This window comes from Stenotrophomonas sp. SXG-1 (genome assembly GCF_014083965.1).
In the GTDB taxonomy this organism is placed as follows: domain Bacteria; phylum Pseudomonadota; class Gammaproteobacteria; order Xanthomonadales; family Xanthomonadaceae; genus Stenotrophomonas; species Stenotrophomonas geniculata.
Window position 1 is genome coordinate 2,406,112 of record NZ_CP046588.1, and the last position, 14,436, is coordinate 2,420,547.

The following is a 14,436-nucleotide window of genomic DNA, read 5'->3' on the forward strand; positions in this document are numbered from 1 at the left end:
TAGGCACGCGCTGATCGGGAAGATCAGGAATCCGCCTCACCCCGCCGCCGAAATGTCCGCTCCCACTGGTTCCCGCCTGGTCATCTACGCCGCCCTCGCCGGCAACCTGGCCATTGCCATCGCCAAGTTCATCGCAGCCGGCATCTCCGGCAGCTCGGCCATGCTCAGCGAGGGCGTGCATTCGCTGGTCGACACCCTTAATGAACTGCTGTTGCTGTATGGACTGCGCCGTGCCGGAAAGGCACCGGACCCGGTACATCCATTCGGCTATGGCCGCGAACTGTATTTCTGGAGCTTCATCGTCGCCCTGCTGGTGTTCGCCGCCGGTGCCGGCGTTTCGGCCTACGAAGGCATCCAGCACATCCGCCGGCCGGAGCCAGCTACCAACCACGCGTTGAGCTACAGCGTGCTGGGCATTTCCATCCTGTTCGAGGGGGCTTCCTGGTGGGTGGCGCTGCGTGAGTTCCGGCGCACCAAGGGCAGACTTGGCTACTTCGAAGCTTTCCGCCGCAGCAAGGACCCGTCCACCTTTACCGTGCTGCTGGAGGATAGCGCGGCCCTGCTGGGCCTGGTTTTCGCACTGATCGGGCTCGTGGCCGCCCAGGCCCTGGACATGCCGGTGCTTGATGGTGTGGCGTCACTGTGCATCGCGGGCGTGCTTGCCGCCACCGCCTTTCTTCTCGCACGCGAAACCAAGGGACTGCTGGTGGGTGAGCCGGCCCATCCTGCGGTGGCTGAGCGGATCATGGCCGTGGCCGAAACCGATCCAGACCTGCGCCGCGCCAATGGCGTGACCACCATGCAGATGGGACCACAGCAGGTCGTGGCCATGCTCAGCGCGGAATTCGAGGATGACCGGCGCACGCCGCAGATCGAGGCCTGCATCACCCGCATCGAAACTGCAGTGAAGCAGGAGTTTCCGGAATTGGTGGCACTGTTCGTCAAGCCGCAGACGCCGGAGGTCTATGCTGCCCGGCGCGCCGCACTGGCCACGCCGCCAGCACCGGACTGATGATGTCTCTGTACGCGCTTTGCCCTGCAGATCCTCCGATGCAAGCTCCGCCGGCGCGCGCTCGTTCGCGACCACCGTCACGCTTTTTCACCCCTCGCGTGCAGTTCGCAAACGCAGGCGGAAGCGCGTCACGTCGGCATCACCTCACCGTAGCGATACATAACGTGGTGCGCACTAGCGTAGTACCTGACAGCCGCCGAAGCCGCCCTCGCCACCCAGCCCTGCAAAGCGCCATGGACGAAGCCGACCGCCTGCTTGAAATCGACCGCCTGCACCTGCTCGACACGCCGGCCGAACCGGTGTTCGATGCAATCGTTGCTGCCGCCCGCGCAGCTACCGGCATGACCATGGGCCTGATCTCGGTGGTGGCCGAGGAGCGCCAGTGGTTCAAGGCCAATATCGGCCTTGAAGGTGTCAGCGAGACCGCACGCGACATCTCGTTCTGTACCCACGCCATCGAACAGGACGAACTGTTCGAGATCCCGGATGCCCGGCAGGACCCGCGATTCTCCACCAACCCCCTGGTGACCGGTGGCCCGCGCATCCGCCACTACGCGGGAATCTCGCTTGGGTCGGCGCAGGGTGCCCGTATCGGAACACTGTGCCTGCTCGATCCGATGCCGGGTGTACTGTCGCCCTCGCAGCGCGAACTGATGGTGCATCTGGCGCGGGTCACCACCCAGGTGCTGGAGCAGCGCAGCACCCTGATGGCACAGGTCGGCCAGGCCAAGGCACTGCACCGCGAACTGAAACGCAGCGAGGACTTCCTGGAACGCACCAACCGCGCGGCACGGGTGGGCGGCTGGGAGATGGACCTGCTCTCCCACGAAGTGCGCTGGACCCGCGAAACCAAGCAGATCCACGGCGTGCGTGGCAATTATCAACCCACGTTCGACACCGCACTGTCCTTCTATCGGGAGGACAGTCGCAACATCATCCGCAGCGCGGTCCAGCGCTGCATCGATGAAGGCACCTCATGGGAAGTGCAGCTGCCGATGACCACCGCCGATGGGCGCTCCATCTGGACCCGGGTGGTCGGTGGCCGTCAGCAGGTGGATGGGCACCCTCGCCTGGTCGGCGCCATCCAGGACATCACCGAGGAGCGTGCCGCGCTGGATGCCCTGGAGGCGAGCGAGACGCGCTACCGGCGCCTGTTCCACTACAGCCTCGGCCTGATCTGCACGCACACGCTGGAGGGCGTGCTGACATCGGTGAACCCGGCGGCCGTGCAGTCGCTGGGCTTCGATGAGACTCATATGATCGGGCGCAGCCTGTGCGATCTGATGCCTCCCGAGAAGCGTGCTGCATTCAAGGCCTATCTCGCGCGGATCACGGTCAACCACACCGATGCCGGCGTCATCGAACTGATCGCCGCCGATGGCACCCGCCATTTCTGGGCATATCACAACGTGCTCGACAGCGAGGCGAACCCTCCCTATGTGCTGGGCCATGCGCAGGATGTGACTGCACTGCGGATGCAGGAGCAGCAGCTGCGCGAGATGTCCTTCAAGGACCCGCTGACCCAGAGCTACAACCGCCGCTTCCTGCCGCGCCTGGACGAGCTGGTTGATCAACCCTGGGCCTGCCTGATGTTCGATCTGGATCATTTCAAGCAGATCAACGATACGCAGGGCCACGCGCGGGGGGACACTGTGCTGGTCGAGTTCGCCGCCTTCCTGCGCGCTCCACTGGGGGCGATGGAAAGCGTAGTGCGCATGGGCGGCGACGAGTTCATGGTGGTGCTGACCTGCCCGGAGCCGGGGCGGTTGGCCGCGCTGGAGCAGTGGTATACGCAGCAGGCCGGTCGGTCACCCTCGCCCTTCTCACTGGGTGCGACCCACCACGCCCCGGGTGAGTCGGTGGCCGACACCCTGCAGCGTGCCGACAGTCGCCTGTACCGCGAGCGCGCACGCGTGCGCACGCACCCGCGACCGGCAACCTGAGACTCTCCCCGCAGCGGGCGCGACCCTACTCCGCCGCCAACGCCTGGATCGGGTCCAGCTGTGCGGCACTGCGCGCCGGGAAGTAGCCGAAACCGAGCCCGATCGCAGACGAACATGCCAGCGCGGCGATCACCGGCCCAGGCGTGAACAGGAACGGCACCCCCAGCGACAGCAGGCTGGACAAGGCGCCCACAGCCAACGCGAACAAAACCCCCAGCACCCCGCCGAACAGGCAGATCAACACGGCCTCGATCAGGAACTGGCGCAGGATGTCGCCCTGCCGGGCACCCACCGCCAGCCTCACACCGATCTCGCGCACGCGCTCCTTCACCGACACCAGCATGATGTTCATCACCCCCACGCCACCGACCACCAGCGCCACCGCTGCAATGGCCGAAACCAGTGCCGCCATGGTCTGGCTGGACTTCATCACCGCCTTGCGGATCTGGTCGGCGTTGTAGATGAAGAAATCACGCCGGCCGTGCAGGCGTTGCAGCTCCGCACCCAGCGAGGCTTCAGCGGCGGTGGTTGGCACGTCATCCCGCACGCGTACGGTAATGCTCTCCAGCCGCTGGCTGCCAAGCAGACGCGAGGACGCGGAGGTGTACGGCACATACACCGTCGGCGTCGCTCCGCCGGCGAATGCGTTGGGGCCAACCACGCCGATCACTTCCACCGGCATGCCGCCCAGCAGCACCGTGCCGCCGATCGGATTGCCGCTGAACAATGCCTTGGCCGCCTTCTGGTCGACCACGCCCACCGCGCGATGTGCCTCCACCTCGGCATCGGTGAAGAACCGGCCCGCCTTCAGGCGCAGCCCGCGCACACGCGGTAGATCAGCGCCCACGCCAAGCACCTGCGTGTTGGCGCGCCGGTTGCCCTGCAGTGCCGCCACCGAACCGCTCAGGTTGGGGCTTACGCTGTCTACGTAACTCAATGCGGCCAGGTGATCGGCATCGTCCACCACCAGCGTTTCAATCTCGCCCGAGCGCGGGTCACCAAAGTCCGCGCCCGGGAAGATGTCCAGCGTACTGGCACCCAGTTCGTTGATCTGTGACTCGACCTGTGCCTGTGCGCCCTTGCCCAACGCAACCACGGTCACCACCGCAGCCACGCCGATGATGATGCCCAGCATGGTCAGCAGGGTGCGCAGGCGATGGGCCAGCATCGAACGTACCGCCATCCGTGCAGCTTCCCTGATTGCATCCAGGCGCGCGCGGCGCTCGGCGCCCGGTTCTGGACTGCGCTCGTGGGCAGCAGCATTGCGTGCTGCCGGAGGATCACCCATACCACGGTCGGAAACGACCCGACCGTCTGCGATCTCGATCACGCGTGAAGCGTGCGCGGCGATCGCCGCATCATGGGTCACCAGGATCACGGTATGGCCCTGCGCATGCAGGCGCTTGAGTTCCGCCATCACCTGCCGGCCGCTGGCATGATCCAGCGCGCCGGTCGGCTCGTCGGCCAGCACGATGGCGCCGCCGTTCATCAGCGAACGCGCAATGGAAACGCGCTGCTGCTGGCCGCCGGACAGCTGGCTGGGCCGGTTCGTAGTGCGCTCCCCCAATCCCAGCGTTTCCAGCAGCATGCGCGCACGGGCGGTGCGCGCATCGGCATCCACGCCGGCATAGACCGCCGGCAATGCCACATTTTCCGTGGCGCTCAGGTTCTCCATCAGGTTGTAGCGCTGGAAGATGAAGCCGAAATGCTCGCGGCGCAGGTGCGCCAGTTCATCCTGTGACATCTGCTCGGTTGCTGCGCCCTGCACCCGGTAGCTGCCTTCGCTTGGCCGGTCCAGGCAGCCCAGAATGTTCATCAGCGTGGATTTGCCCGAACCGGACGGGCCGATGATCGCGATGAACTGGCCCGCCTCGATGCGCAGCGACACGTCCTTCAACACCACCACCTCGCCGGCGGCCGAGCGATAGGCGCGCGATACGCCATGCAGTTCCAGCAGCGCGTCGACCATGCTCACATCCCCAGCAGGCTGGTGGGCTCGGCTTCCGCGCCGCTGGGCGCCTGCCCGACCACCACGTTCTCGCCCGCTTCCAGGCCAGACAGGATCTGCACGGCGGTGGCGGTGCGCAGCCCGGTGGTCACTGCGCGCTCGCGGGCACGGCCTTTCGCATCGACCACCTGCACGGTTGCGCGGTTGCTGTTCTTGTCGTCGGACTCGCCCAGCGCTGTCAGCGGCACCTGCAGTGCATTGGCCACGCGTGCCAGTTGGATCGTCACCTTCACCGTCATCGAGGGCTTCAGCATCAAGCCCGGGTTGGCCACGTCGAACAACCCGGCGTAGTACACCGCCTTCGGCGTCTGCGCCGATCCGCCGGTGTTGCCGGCGGCCACGTCGGCAATCGACGACGGCGCAGGTTCAAGCTGCTGCAGATGCGATTCGTAGCGGCGTCCACCCGGCCCCAGCGTGGAGAACCACAAGGGTTGGCCAGGCGCGATCAGTTCCACATCGGCCTCCGCGATCTCGGTGCGAACCGTCATCGTGTCCATCTGTGCCAGCATCACGATGGTCGGCGTGGTCTGCATCGAGTTCAGCGTCTGCCCGGCCTTGGTGACGATGGCCACGATGTAGCCGTCGGAAGGTGAGACGATGCGGGTGTAGCCCAGGTTGATCCGCGCGGTTTCCACCTGGGTCACCGCCTGGTCGATCTGGGCCTGCAGCGCTGCGACGTCCGAGCGCGCCGCTTCGCGCGCCACCCGTGCGGTCTCGAAACCTTCCTGCGAAACAAGCCGCGACGCCACCAGCTGCGCCTGGCGCTCATGCACGCGGATGGCCTGGGCGTAGCGCGCCTGGCTGGCCGCGTGCTGGGCACGCAGCGTGTTGGCAGCCGCTTCGGCGCTGCGCAGGGCGATGCGCTGCGGCTGCGAATCCACTTCGGCAATCAGGTCGCCAGCGTGCACGCGCTGGCCCAGCACCACATGCAGGCGCGTGACCTGGCCCGACACCTGCGCGCCCACCGCCACCAGTTCCTTGGGGTTGACCCGGCCGACTGCCTGCACAGTCTTTTCCAGGTCCGCCACCCTTGCCGGGGCCGTGATCAGCGCGGCATCATCACCTTCGGCGAACAGCCACCCACCGGTGCCGCCTGCAAGAAGTACAACGATTGCGGCAATGATCCAGGTCCTGCGGTTGTTCATCGGAAGGCTCGCATGCACGCAGCCACCGGATGTGACCGCAGAAGCCGCAGTCTGGAAGGTGGTGGTGGATGTTTCTTGGAGCCACTGTGGAGATTGCATGGAGGCCGCACATCCGTTCAGGCACGGGGCCCGCTCCTGAACGGCACGGATCGCGTCCACGAAATCTCGACACAATCTCGACCAAGTCTCCATCAACGGCTCCTAGCCTTGTCGGCCTCGCCGACTGCGCTCCCGCCGTGTCCCTTCCGTTTCCAGACCTGCCTCCCATCGATATCCGCCGCGCCTACCTTGCCTGGTGCGCGCCTTCGCCGTGGCTGCTTGCACTGGTGCTGACGTCCACCAGTGCCTGGATGCTTGCCAGCGCGAACCCGGCGCCGCCCCTGTTGGCGGGCGCCGGTGCCGCCGCGCTGGTGTGGTTCCGCAGCGAAGGCCCCAGCCATTCGGCGCGCGCGGGCACCCTGGCATCGCTGGCGCTGATCGGTCTCGCGGCCTAGTCCGCCTCCAGCGCGGACGTGAGCCTCATGCCAGCAGGGATGGCGGCTGTCCTGGTGGCTGCGTTGCTTGCCCTGCGCCTTCGGGCCGTGGTCCGCATGGCCCGCCGCCTGCAGGACCGGGTGGACGCAACGGCCATGGAATCACGGTGGAGCAAGCTGCCTGCGGCCGTATCGACCCTGCTCGCACAGCACCTGCGCGCGACCGCAACACTGGCGCCCGCCCTGCAGCACACGCTGGTGCTGGCCACCCTGGCCTGGGCCGCCCACGAAGAAGCGCAGACCCTGGAACGGCCACGATGACACCGTCGCCGGCGTTTCCCATTCCTCACTTGAAACCGCAGCATGCAATGAAATCCGATGCCCGCACGCGCCTGGCGCCCCTGGTGCTGATTGCCGAAGATGAAGGCGAAATCGCCGACATTCTCGGCGCCTACCTGGCCCGCTCCGGGCTGCGCAGCGCCCGCGCCGCCGACGGCGAAGCCGCCCTCACCAGCCACCGCCAGCTGCGCCCCGACCTGGTGCTGCTGGACGTGCAGATGCCGAAGATGGACGGCTGGCAGGTGCTGAGCGAGTTGCGCCGGCGCGGCAACACCCCGGTAATCATGCTCACCGCACTGGACCAGGACGTGGACAAGCTCACTGGCCTGCGCGTCGGTGCCGACGACTACGTGGCCAAGCCATTCAATCCCGCCGAGATCGTCGCCCGCATCCAGGCGGTGCTGCGCCGTAGCGCGAAGCCCATTGCAGAAGAACCCAACGGGCTGATCCGGCAGGGGCCGTTCGAGATCGACCTGCGCAGCCATGAAGTCACCGTGCGCACCGATGACCACGTGCATGCTCTGAGTTTCACGCTCACCGAGTTCCGTCTGCTGGTACACATGGCGCGCGCACCGCGCATGGTGCACAGCCGGCTGGATCTGCTCCAGACCTGCCTGCCGGAAGGCGATGCGCAGGAGCGCACCGTGGACAGCCACGTCAGCAAGCTGCGCCGCAAGCTGGAGGAAGTAGGCGTCATCGGCATTCCCGCCACCATCCGCGGTGTCGGCTACCGCTTCCTGGACTGAGCCGATGAACCCCAAAGGCAAGAGCATCGGGCGCCAGATCACGCTCTCCATCACGGTCGCGTCGCTGTGTTCAACCGTACTGTCGATCAGTGGTTTCTACCTGTTCTATTACCTGATGGAGGTGTTCTATCCACGCTGGTACGACGAACCGGAAACCATCATGCCGTCAGGCCTGGAATGGCTGTGGATCGGCCTGACCGCCACCGTGGTCGTTGCGCTGGCCACATTGATCGCCTCGCGCCTGACCCGGCGCATCATCACCCCGCTGAACTCGGTCGCCGAAAGCCTGCGTCGCGTCGCCAGCGGTGATCTGGAGGCGCGTGCGCGCGGCGGTGACACCTCGATGACCGAGGCCGCCACGCTGGTCAGCGACTTCAATTCCATGGCCGAGCGATTGAGCCGGATGTCGGAGAACCGCGTGTTCTGGAACGCGGCGATCGCACACGAACTTCGCACGCCGATGACCATCCTGCGCGGCCGCCTGCAGGGCATCGCCGAAGGCGTGTTCGAGCCGGGGCCGGAGCAGTTCAACAGCATGCTCACCCAGCTGGAGGGCCTGACCCGCATCATCGAGGACCTGCGCGTGGTCAGCCTAGCCGAGAGCGGCCACCTCGATCTGCGCCTGCAGCGCAGCGACGTCAGCGTGCAGGTGGCGGCGGTGGTCGAAGCGATGTCGGAGGCGCTGACCGAGAGTGGTTTCTCGGTGACGTTGGACGCACGGTCTTCGCTGGCCGACTGCGATCCCGCGCGCATCCGCCAGGCGGTGCTGGCACTGCTGGAAAACGCTCGCCGCCATGCCATTCCCTGCCCGCTGCAGGTCCGCGTCACGCTGGCCGAAGGCCATTGCACCGTGACCGTTGAGGATGGTGGCCCCGGTGTGCCGGACGACCTTCGCGACAGCATCTTTGAAGCCTTCCAGCGCACCGATGTGTCGCGCTCGCGGCAGAGCGGCGGCTCCGGGCTCGGCCTGGCGGTGGTGCGGGCGATTGCCGTGGCCCATCACGGAACGGCGCGATGCCGGGCTACCGAACGTGGCGGCAGTGCCTTCGAAATCCGCTGGCCGGTGCACGCGCGTCGTTGAGAGCACGGCGTTGCGGCAGACGCTGCCCTGGTAGCGGCCCACCTTGGTGGGCATCGGCACACTGCGGCGCCAACCAAGGTTGGCGACCACCACGACTCTGGTAGTTGCCCACCTTGCTGGGCACCACGCCCTCCGCTGAACGCCGCCGGTTCCTCCACGCAATCTCCATCGTCCCTCCATGCCCGCTCCAAAGGGCTGCAGATACTGGGCGCGACCCGGGAGATGGCAGGCATCGTCCCCTGCCCTGTCCCCGACCCACCCAGGCACCCCATGAAACACCCCCATGATCCAGCGGCCGCCGCCGGCAGCATCGGCCAGCAGAATGCGGCCGCCACCCTGAAGGCCATCCTGCGCACCTACCCCTGGCAGCTCACCGGCACGTTCTCGCTGGTGGCACTGGAGAACACACTGCTGCTGGCCTATCCCTTGTTCGCCGGCTTCGCGGTGGACGCGATCATCAGCAGCAACATCGGCCATGCCGTCTCCTATGCCGGCGTGGTACTGATGTTCTGGTTGGTCGGTGCCGCCCGTCGAGCGGTCGATACACGCACCTTCACCCGCATCTATGCCGATCTGGCGGTGAACGTGGTGCAGGCGCAGCGTCGGCTGGGCCAGGCCACGTCCACCTCGGCGGCACGCGTGGTGCTGGCCCGCGAGTTCGTCGACTTTTTTGAAAAGCACGTGCCGATCATCGCCACCGGGCTGGCATCGATGTTCGGTGCGGTGGCCATGCTGCTGGCGATCGAGCCGATGGTCGGTGCCGCTGGCCTGGTCACCCTGCTCGGCGCCCTGCTGGTGCTGCCCTCGTTCGCACGCCGCAACGAGCAGCTGCATGGCCGCCTGAACAACCGCCTGGAACACGAAATCCGGCTGGTCGACCGGGTCAGTCCCTCGGTGCTGCGCCGCCACTACACCACGCTGTCGCGCCTGCGCATCCTGTTGTCAGACCGCGAGGCCGGCGCCTACGTGGTGATCGGACTGGCTGCCGCGGCATTGTTCGCGCTGACCATCGGCCGCCTCGCCACCACTGAGGGTGTCACGCCGGGCCACGTCTACGCGGTGATGACCTATCTGTGGACCTTCGTCGGCAGCCTGGACGATGCGCCGTCGATGGTGGACCAGCTTGCACGGCTGAAGGACATCGGCCGGCGAGTCAGTCCCGGGATGGACGACGCGGAGCACAAGGACGCCGCTTGACCGGTAGATGCCACCTTGATGGGCACCGACACATCGCGGGGCCAACCAAGGTTGGCGACTACCGGGAGCGATAGCTACCAATGCGCCGCTCGGCGCTACAGGAACTCCGCCATGCGCTGCAGCTCGTCTTCCAACGCGCCACGAAACACCCTGTCGCGGGCCAGCGACTTGCCGGCATAGCCCACACTCGATGCCAACTCACCGTCGCGCACGCTGAGATTGGCCCAGCCCACCACCTGGTCGTGCCACAACACCGGCAGAGCGTAGTACCCATACTGTCGCTTCGGTGCAGGTGTATACGCCTCGAACTTGTACACCCATCCCCACAGCAGCTCGAAGCGGCGGCGGTCCCACACCACCGGGTCGAACGGCGCCAGCAGGCGCACCTGTTCGTCCGGTGCATGGCGGCGCGAGCGCGGATTCTCGTCCACCGGCCAGTACCAGGTGGTGCCCTCCAGCGTGCAGCTGGCCAGTTGTTGCTTGGCCAACGCCAACGCCTGCCGGGTCTGCTCGGCCAGATGTGGGGCGCCATAGCCCAGCAGACGCACCAGATAGGTCAGGCTGGCCGAGGGCAGCGGCGCGTACTTGCGCACCACCAGATCGATCAGGGCGGCGGCCCGTTCAACCTGCGCCTGCTCGCTGACGTCCGGCTCGGCGTGCTCCGCCACTGCATAGATGCGGGTGCCACTGTCGCGCCGCTGCACCCGCAGCAGGCCACGGTAGTGCATGCCGTCAAGCAGATGCGTGCTGGCGTTGCTGGTGCCGCCCCAGTAATTGGTCACCCGCCCATGCGCGAACGCCTGGTCCACCTCGCGCGGGTGCACGCTGCCGCGCTCGCGCACGAAGGCCAGTACGTCGGCCGCGCGGCGATGGGTCTCGGCGTCCCATTCGCGCTTGGACACGCGCGGGTGCATCAGTGCCAGATGCTCGCGCGGCAGGAAGCCGTAGTTCACCAGGCAATCCTCTTCCACCGGCAGGCGCGTGTAGCGCCGCTCAAGATCGCCTGCGCGGTAGTCCCTCACCCGGTGGCGCAGGGTCAGGTCCTGTGCGCGCGCCGGTGCCCTGATCGGGTCGGCCTGCACGAAGCCCAGCCGTCGTATCGCGGTCAGCAGCGTAGTCGGCTTGAACAGGGTGCGCGCCACCGCGTAGCGGCGAAGATCATCGAGAGTAGGCGTGGCAGGCATGGCCGCATTGTATTCTCGACACCACGCGATCCGTCCAGTAGAGCCAGGCCATGCCTGGCTGGCGTCAGGGTGAACGGCCAGGATCGTCCACGCATGGCATGCATCTACCGAAGCCGCGATACCTCCAGCGAACCGATCACCAGCGCCCGCATGCCCTGCTTGAACTCGGTGATCACCTGTCCTTCCTCGTCGTCCGCAATCGCATAGATCGTATCGGCGCCGGCGATGCAATAGAACGCGATCGTGGCCAGCAGCCAGCGCGCCTTGTCCACCGGCAGGCCGAACACATCAGCCACGTGCGCCTGGTGCGAGGCGATCTTTTCCAGCATCGGCGCAGTCGCCACCGTGCGCCGCAGCAGGTACGGTGGCAGCCCGGGATGTGCCTTCACCACCTCGCACAGTGACTCCACGAACCGCATCAGGTAGGCCTCCAGCCCACCCGTTGCGTCGACCGACGCGCGCGGAATCTGCCAGCGCTGGAATACCGCCTCCGCCACCAGTCGCTTCAACGCCTCCAGGTTGGCCACGCGCTTGTACAGCGCCGCCTGGGTCACCGCCAGTTCGGTGGCCACGTTGGCCATGGTCAGGTTGGGTAGGCCCAGGCGGATGCCGATGTCGGCCAGGCGCTCCGGGGTGATAGTGGGCGGGCGGCCACGGGTCGGCGCCGTTGGATCGGAGTGAGGGCTCATACGGTGCGTGCTCATACCCTGCTGAGGGTGCCAGCAAAGGGACCCTCTTGTCCGCTTCGATTGCTTTAGTTTAATTTACTAAACTAATTCGGAATGCGTCCAGCACGCTGCCCGTAGTCGAGCCCATGGCTCACCTTCCGCCAGGTCCCCACCCAGCCAACAACCCTGCGCTGCGCCCTCTCCCCGTGCTTGCCGTCGGCAGCGCGCCAGGTGCGCTCGCGCCTGCGATTCACAGGAATCTGGCATGACCGTGTACAACTTCTCTTCTCTGCAGCATCGCGCTGCCGCCGCATCTTCCAGCCTGATGCATCCACCAGGCATCGCCCGGCGCTACCGGATGTCGGCCCTCGCGCTAGGGCTGCTGGCCTCGTTTGCCGCGCTGGCCGACTCCGCGCCGTCCACCCTGCCCTCGGTGCAGGTGCAGGAACAGCGCCGGGTCACTGCAGACTATGCGGGCGGGCAAGTGGCCGCTGGCAGCCGCGTCGGCCTGCTTGGCGACAAGGACTTCATGGACACGCCGTTCAATACGGTCAGCTACACCGAGTCCTTCATCCGCGACCGCCAGGCCAAGGACCTCACCGACGTCATCGCCGCCACCGACCCCACGGTGTTCAGCAACGGCGTCACCGGTTCGTGGAGCGAGAACTACGCGATCCGAGGCTTTGCCTCCAACACCAGCGACACCACCTTCAATGGCCTCAGCGGCATGGCGCCGTACTACCGCACTTCGCCGGAAATGTTCGAACGCATCGAGGTGCTGAAAGGCCCCTCCGCGCTGCTCAATGGCATGCCGCCGGGCGGCTCGGTCGGTGGCAGCGTCAACCTGGTCCCCAAGCGTGCCGGCGATCAACCGCTGCTGCGGGTCAGTGCCAACTTCGCCTCCGATGCGCAGTTTGGCGCCCATGTGGATGCGGGGCGTCGCTTGGGCGCGGACAAGCAGTTCGGCATCCGCTTCAACGGCGCGTACCGTGATGGTGATGGCGCGGTCGGCAAGCAGAGCAAGAAGGTGCAGCTCGGCGCACTGGCAGTGGACTGGCGCGGCGAACGTGCGCGGCTGTCGGCCGATCTGTACAGCGCCGATGACCGCGTGGACGGCCCGGCACGCGGCGTCGGTCTGGCACCGGGCGTGGCCATTCCGCGGCCGCCGCGTGGCGATACGCTGATCAACCCGGACTGGGCCTACGTGGACAGCCAGGACAAGGGCGCGATGCTGCGGGGCGAGCTGGACATCAATGACACCCTGATGGCCTACCTGGCCTACGGCATCAGCAAGACCGACTACCGCTACAATGGTTCGATCAGCGCGCAGATCCTCAATCCAGCCGGCGACTTCACCACCGTGATCGGCCAGCTCGCCTTCGATATCAAGAAGCAGTCCGCAGATGCCGGCCTGCGCGGCTCGTTCCACACCGGCAGCGTCAGCCATCAGTGGGCCGCCAACGTGACCCACTACCAGCACACCCAGAACGATTACGGCCGCCGCAGCGTGCCGGGCTGGGACTGGACCACCAATCTGTACAACCCGGCATGGGGCCCGGCGGCACCGTTCGTAACGCCGCACATCTCGCACACCGAGCTGCGGCTGGACAGCCTCGGTTTCGCCGACACCCTCGCCTTCGCCGATGACCGCGTGCAGCTGACCCTGGGCGTGCGCCGCCAGCAGGTGGTCAGTGAGACCTTCAATGTCGCCAGCGGTGCGCGCACCTCGCGCTACGACGAGAGCGCCAACACGCCAGCAGCGGCGCTGCTGGTGAAGGCCACCGGAAGGGTCTCCATCTACACCAACTACATCGAAGGCCTCAGCCAGGGCGCCACCGCGCCGATGACCGCCGCCAACGCCGGTGATGTGTTCGCACCGTTCCGCACCAGGCAGAAGGAGCTGGGCCTGAAGCTGGACCTGGGCAGCTTCGCGCACACCTTCAGTGTGTATGAAATCAAGCGGCCCAGCAGCTACACCGACCCGGTCACGAATATCTTCTCGTTCGGTGGCGAGCAACGAAATTGCGGCGTGGAATGGGGCTTCTTCGGCACGCCACTGGATGGCGTGCGCCTGCTCGGTGGCGTGGCCTACGTGCAGCCGAAACTGACCCGCACGGCCGGTGGCGTGAATGAGGGACGCATCGCCACCGCCGTAGCGCAACGGCAGGCCAAGCTGGGGGTGGAATGGGATGTACCGACCTTGCAGGGCCTGACCTTGACCGGCAATGCCACGGCGATGTCGAAGCAGTACATCAGTGCCGACAACAGCCTGTCGGTGCCGGGCCGCACGTTGTTCGATGTCGGGGCGCGCTACAGCACCACCGTGGCGGGTCGACCGCTTGCGCTGAGAGCCAGTGTGAACAACGTGACCAACAAGGCGTATTGGGGCATGCCGTTGCTTTCCAGTCTAGCGCTGGGAGCGCCGAGAACGGTGCTGGTGTCGGCGACGATGGACTTCTGAGGCAGGCGCCTCCACGCCAGACATGCATCACCTGTGGAGTCGAGCCATGCTCGGCTCGCTTTGCCGGTCACGCATGGCGTGGATTTCCCAGAACGTGTAGAGCCGAGCCATGCTCGGCTCCGGTTCGCCCGCTGAGTCGGGCATGGCTCGACTCTACACACGCCGATGGCGGCATGCTT

Annotated in this window: 12 protein-coding genes; 8 read left to right on the forward strand and 4 right to left on the reverse strand. The window is 66.5% G+C overall.

Going from position 1 to position 14,436, the window contains the following annotated elements; translation table 11 throughout:
* Positions 1-52: 52 nt before the first annotated feature.
* Positions 53-1,012, forward strand: coding sequence for a cation diffusion facilitator family transporter (locus tag GOC52_RS11065; RefSeq protein WP_191849414.1), 960 nt, complete (start codon positions 53-55; stop codon positions 1,010-1,012).
* 233 nt (positions 1,013-1,245) lie between these two features.
* Positions 1,246-2,955, forward strand: a complete 1,710-nt coding sequence (locus GOC52_RS11070; protein ID WP_191849416.1) for a PAS domain S-box protein — start codon at positions 1,246-1,248, stop codon at positions 2,953-2,955.
* A 25-nt stretch (positions 2,956-2,980) separates the two neighbouring features.
* Here GOC52_RS11070 and GOC52_RS11075 read toward each other — a convergent pair whose 3' ends face one another.
* Together GOC52_RS11075 and GOC52_RS11080 are read right to left on the reverse strand one after the other, a co-directional pair.
* Positions 2,981-4,924 (reverse strand): MacB family efflux pump subunit, encoded by a 1,944-nt coding sequence (locus GOC52_RS11075; protein ID WP_191849418.1) that lies wholly within the window; start codon positions 4,922-4,924, stop codon positions 2,981-2,983.
* Between the two features lie 2 nt (positions 4,925-4,926).
* Positions 4,927-6,108, reverse strand: coding sequence for an efflux RND transporter periplasmic adaptor subunit (locus GOC52_RS11080; protein WP_191849420.1), 1,182 nt, complete (start codon positions 6,106-6,108; stop codon positions 4,927-4,929).
* A gap of 236 nt (positions 6,109-6,344) precedes the next feature.
* On the opposite strand from GOC52_RS11080, the gene GOC52_RS20770 reads away from it, so the two are divergent.
* The 5 genes from GOC52_RS20770 to GOC52_RS11100 all read left to right on the forward strand — a co-directional run bounded on the left by GOC52_RS20770 (position 6,345) and on the right by GOC52_RS11100 (position 9,944).
* Positions 6,345-6,602: a hypothetical protein gene (locus GOC52_RS20770; RefSeq protein WP_238794394.1), complete on the forward strand. Its 258-nt coding sequence runs from the start codon at positions 6,345-6,347 to the stop codon at positions 6,600-6,602.
* A 39-nt stretch (positions 6,603-6,641) separates the two neighbouring features.
* Entirely contained in the window at positions 6,642-6,902 is a 261-nt protein-coding gene (locus GOC52_RS20775; protein ID WP_238794395.1) for a hypothetical protein, read from the forward strand.
* Positions 6,903-6,949: 47 nt separating this feature from the next.
* Positions 6,950-7,666 carry a response regulator gene (locus GOC52_RS11090; protein WP_043396059.1) on the forward strand — a complete coding sequence of 239 codons (717 nt, stop codon included), beginning with the start codon at positions 6,950-6,952 and terminating at the stop codon, positions 7,664-7,666.
* Positions 7,667-7,670: 4 nt separating this feature from the next.
* Entirely contained in the window at positions 7,671-8,747 is a 1,077-nt protein-coding gene (locus GOC52_RS11095; RefSeq protein WP_049481079.1) for an ATP-binding protein, read from the forward strand.
* 270 nt (positions 8,748-9,017) lie between these two features.
* On the forward strand, positions 9,018-9,944 hold the full coding sequence (locus tag GOC52_RS11100) for an ABC transporter six-transmembrane domain-containing protein (protein WP_191849423.1): 927 nt from the start codon (positions 9,018-9,020) through the stop codon (positions 9,942-9,944).
* 95 nt (positions 9,945-10,039) lie between these two features.
* Here GOC52_RS11100 and GOC52_RS11105 read toward each other — a convergent pair whose 3' ends face one another.
* Both GOC52_RS11105 and GOC52_RS11110 read right to left on the reverse strand, forming a co-directional pair.
* Positions 10,040-11,128, reverse strand: a complete 1,089-nt coding sequence (locus GOC52_RS11105; RefSeq protein ID WP_191849425.1) for a DNA glycosylase AlkZ-like family protein — start codon at positions 11,126-11,128, stop codon at positions 10,040-10,042.
* 104 nt (positions 11,129-11,232) lie between these two features.
* A complete protein-coding gene (locus tag GOC52_RS11110) occupies positions 11,233-11,817 on the reverse strand; it encodes a TetR/AcrR family transcriptional regulator (protein ID WP_053443104.1) in 585 nt (194 codons plus the stop codon).
* A gap of 244 nt (positions 11,818-12,061) precedes the next feature.
* Here GOC52_RS11110 and GOC52_RS11115 point away from each other — a divergent pair, with 244 nt between their 5' ends.
* Positions 12,062-14,257: a TonB-dependent receptor gene (locus tag GOC52_RS11115; protein WP_191849427.1), complete on the forward strand. Its 2,196-nt coding sequence runs from the start codon at positions 12,062-12,064 to the stop codon at positions 14,255-14,257.
* The last annotated feature ends 179 nt before the right edge of the window (positions 14,258-14,436 follow it).

Excerpts from the sequence above, each read along its gene's own strand:
- GOC52_RS11070 (WP_191849416.1), top strand. The coding sequence starts at position 1,246 with ATGGACGAAGCCGACCGCCTGCTTGAAATCGACCGCCTGCACCTGCTC.
- GOC52_RS11090 (WP_043396059.1), top strand. The coding sequence starts at position 6,950 with ATGAAATCCGATGCCCGCACGCGCCTGGCGCCCCTGGTGCTGATTGCC.
- GOC52_RS11080 (WP_191849420.1), bottom strand. The coding sequence starts at position 6,108 with ATGAACAACCGCAGGACCTGGATCATTGCCGCAATCGTTGTACTTCTT.
- GOC52_RS11100 (WP_191849423.1), top strand. The coding sequence starts at position 9,018 with ATGAAACACCCCCATGATCCAGCGGCCGCCGCCGGCAGCATCGGCCAG.
- GOC52_RS11115 (WP_191849427.1), top strand. The coding sequence starts at position 12,062 with ATGACCGTGTACAACTTCTCTTCTCTGCAGCATCGCGCTGCCGCCGCA.
- GOC52_RS11075 (WP_191849418.1), bottom strand. The coding sequence starts at position 4,924 with ATGGTCGACGCGCTGCTGGAACTGCATGGCGTATCGCGCGCCTATCGC.
- GOC52_RS11110 (WP_053443104.1), bottom strand. The coding sequence starts at position 11,817 with ATGAGCCCTCACTCCGATCCAACGGCGCCGACCCGTGGCCGCCCGCCC.
- GOC52_RS11105 (WP_191849425.1), bottom strand. The coding sequence starts at position 11,128 with ATGCCTGCCACGCCTACTCTCGATGATCTTCGCCGCTACGCGGTGGCG.
- GOC52_RS20775 (WP_238794395.1), top strand. The coding sequence starts at position 6,642 with ATGGCGGCTGTCCTGGTGGCTGCGTTGCTTGCCCTGCGCCTTCGGGCC.
- GOC52_RS11095 (WP_049481079.1), top strand. The coding sequence starts at position 7,671 with ATGAACCCCAAAGGCAAGAGCATCGGGCGCCAGATCACGCTCTCCATC.
- GOC52_RS11065 (WP_191849414.1), top strand. The coding sequence starts at position 53 with ATGTCCGCTCCCACTGGTTCCCGCCTGGTCATCTACGCCGCCCTCGCC.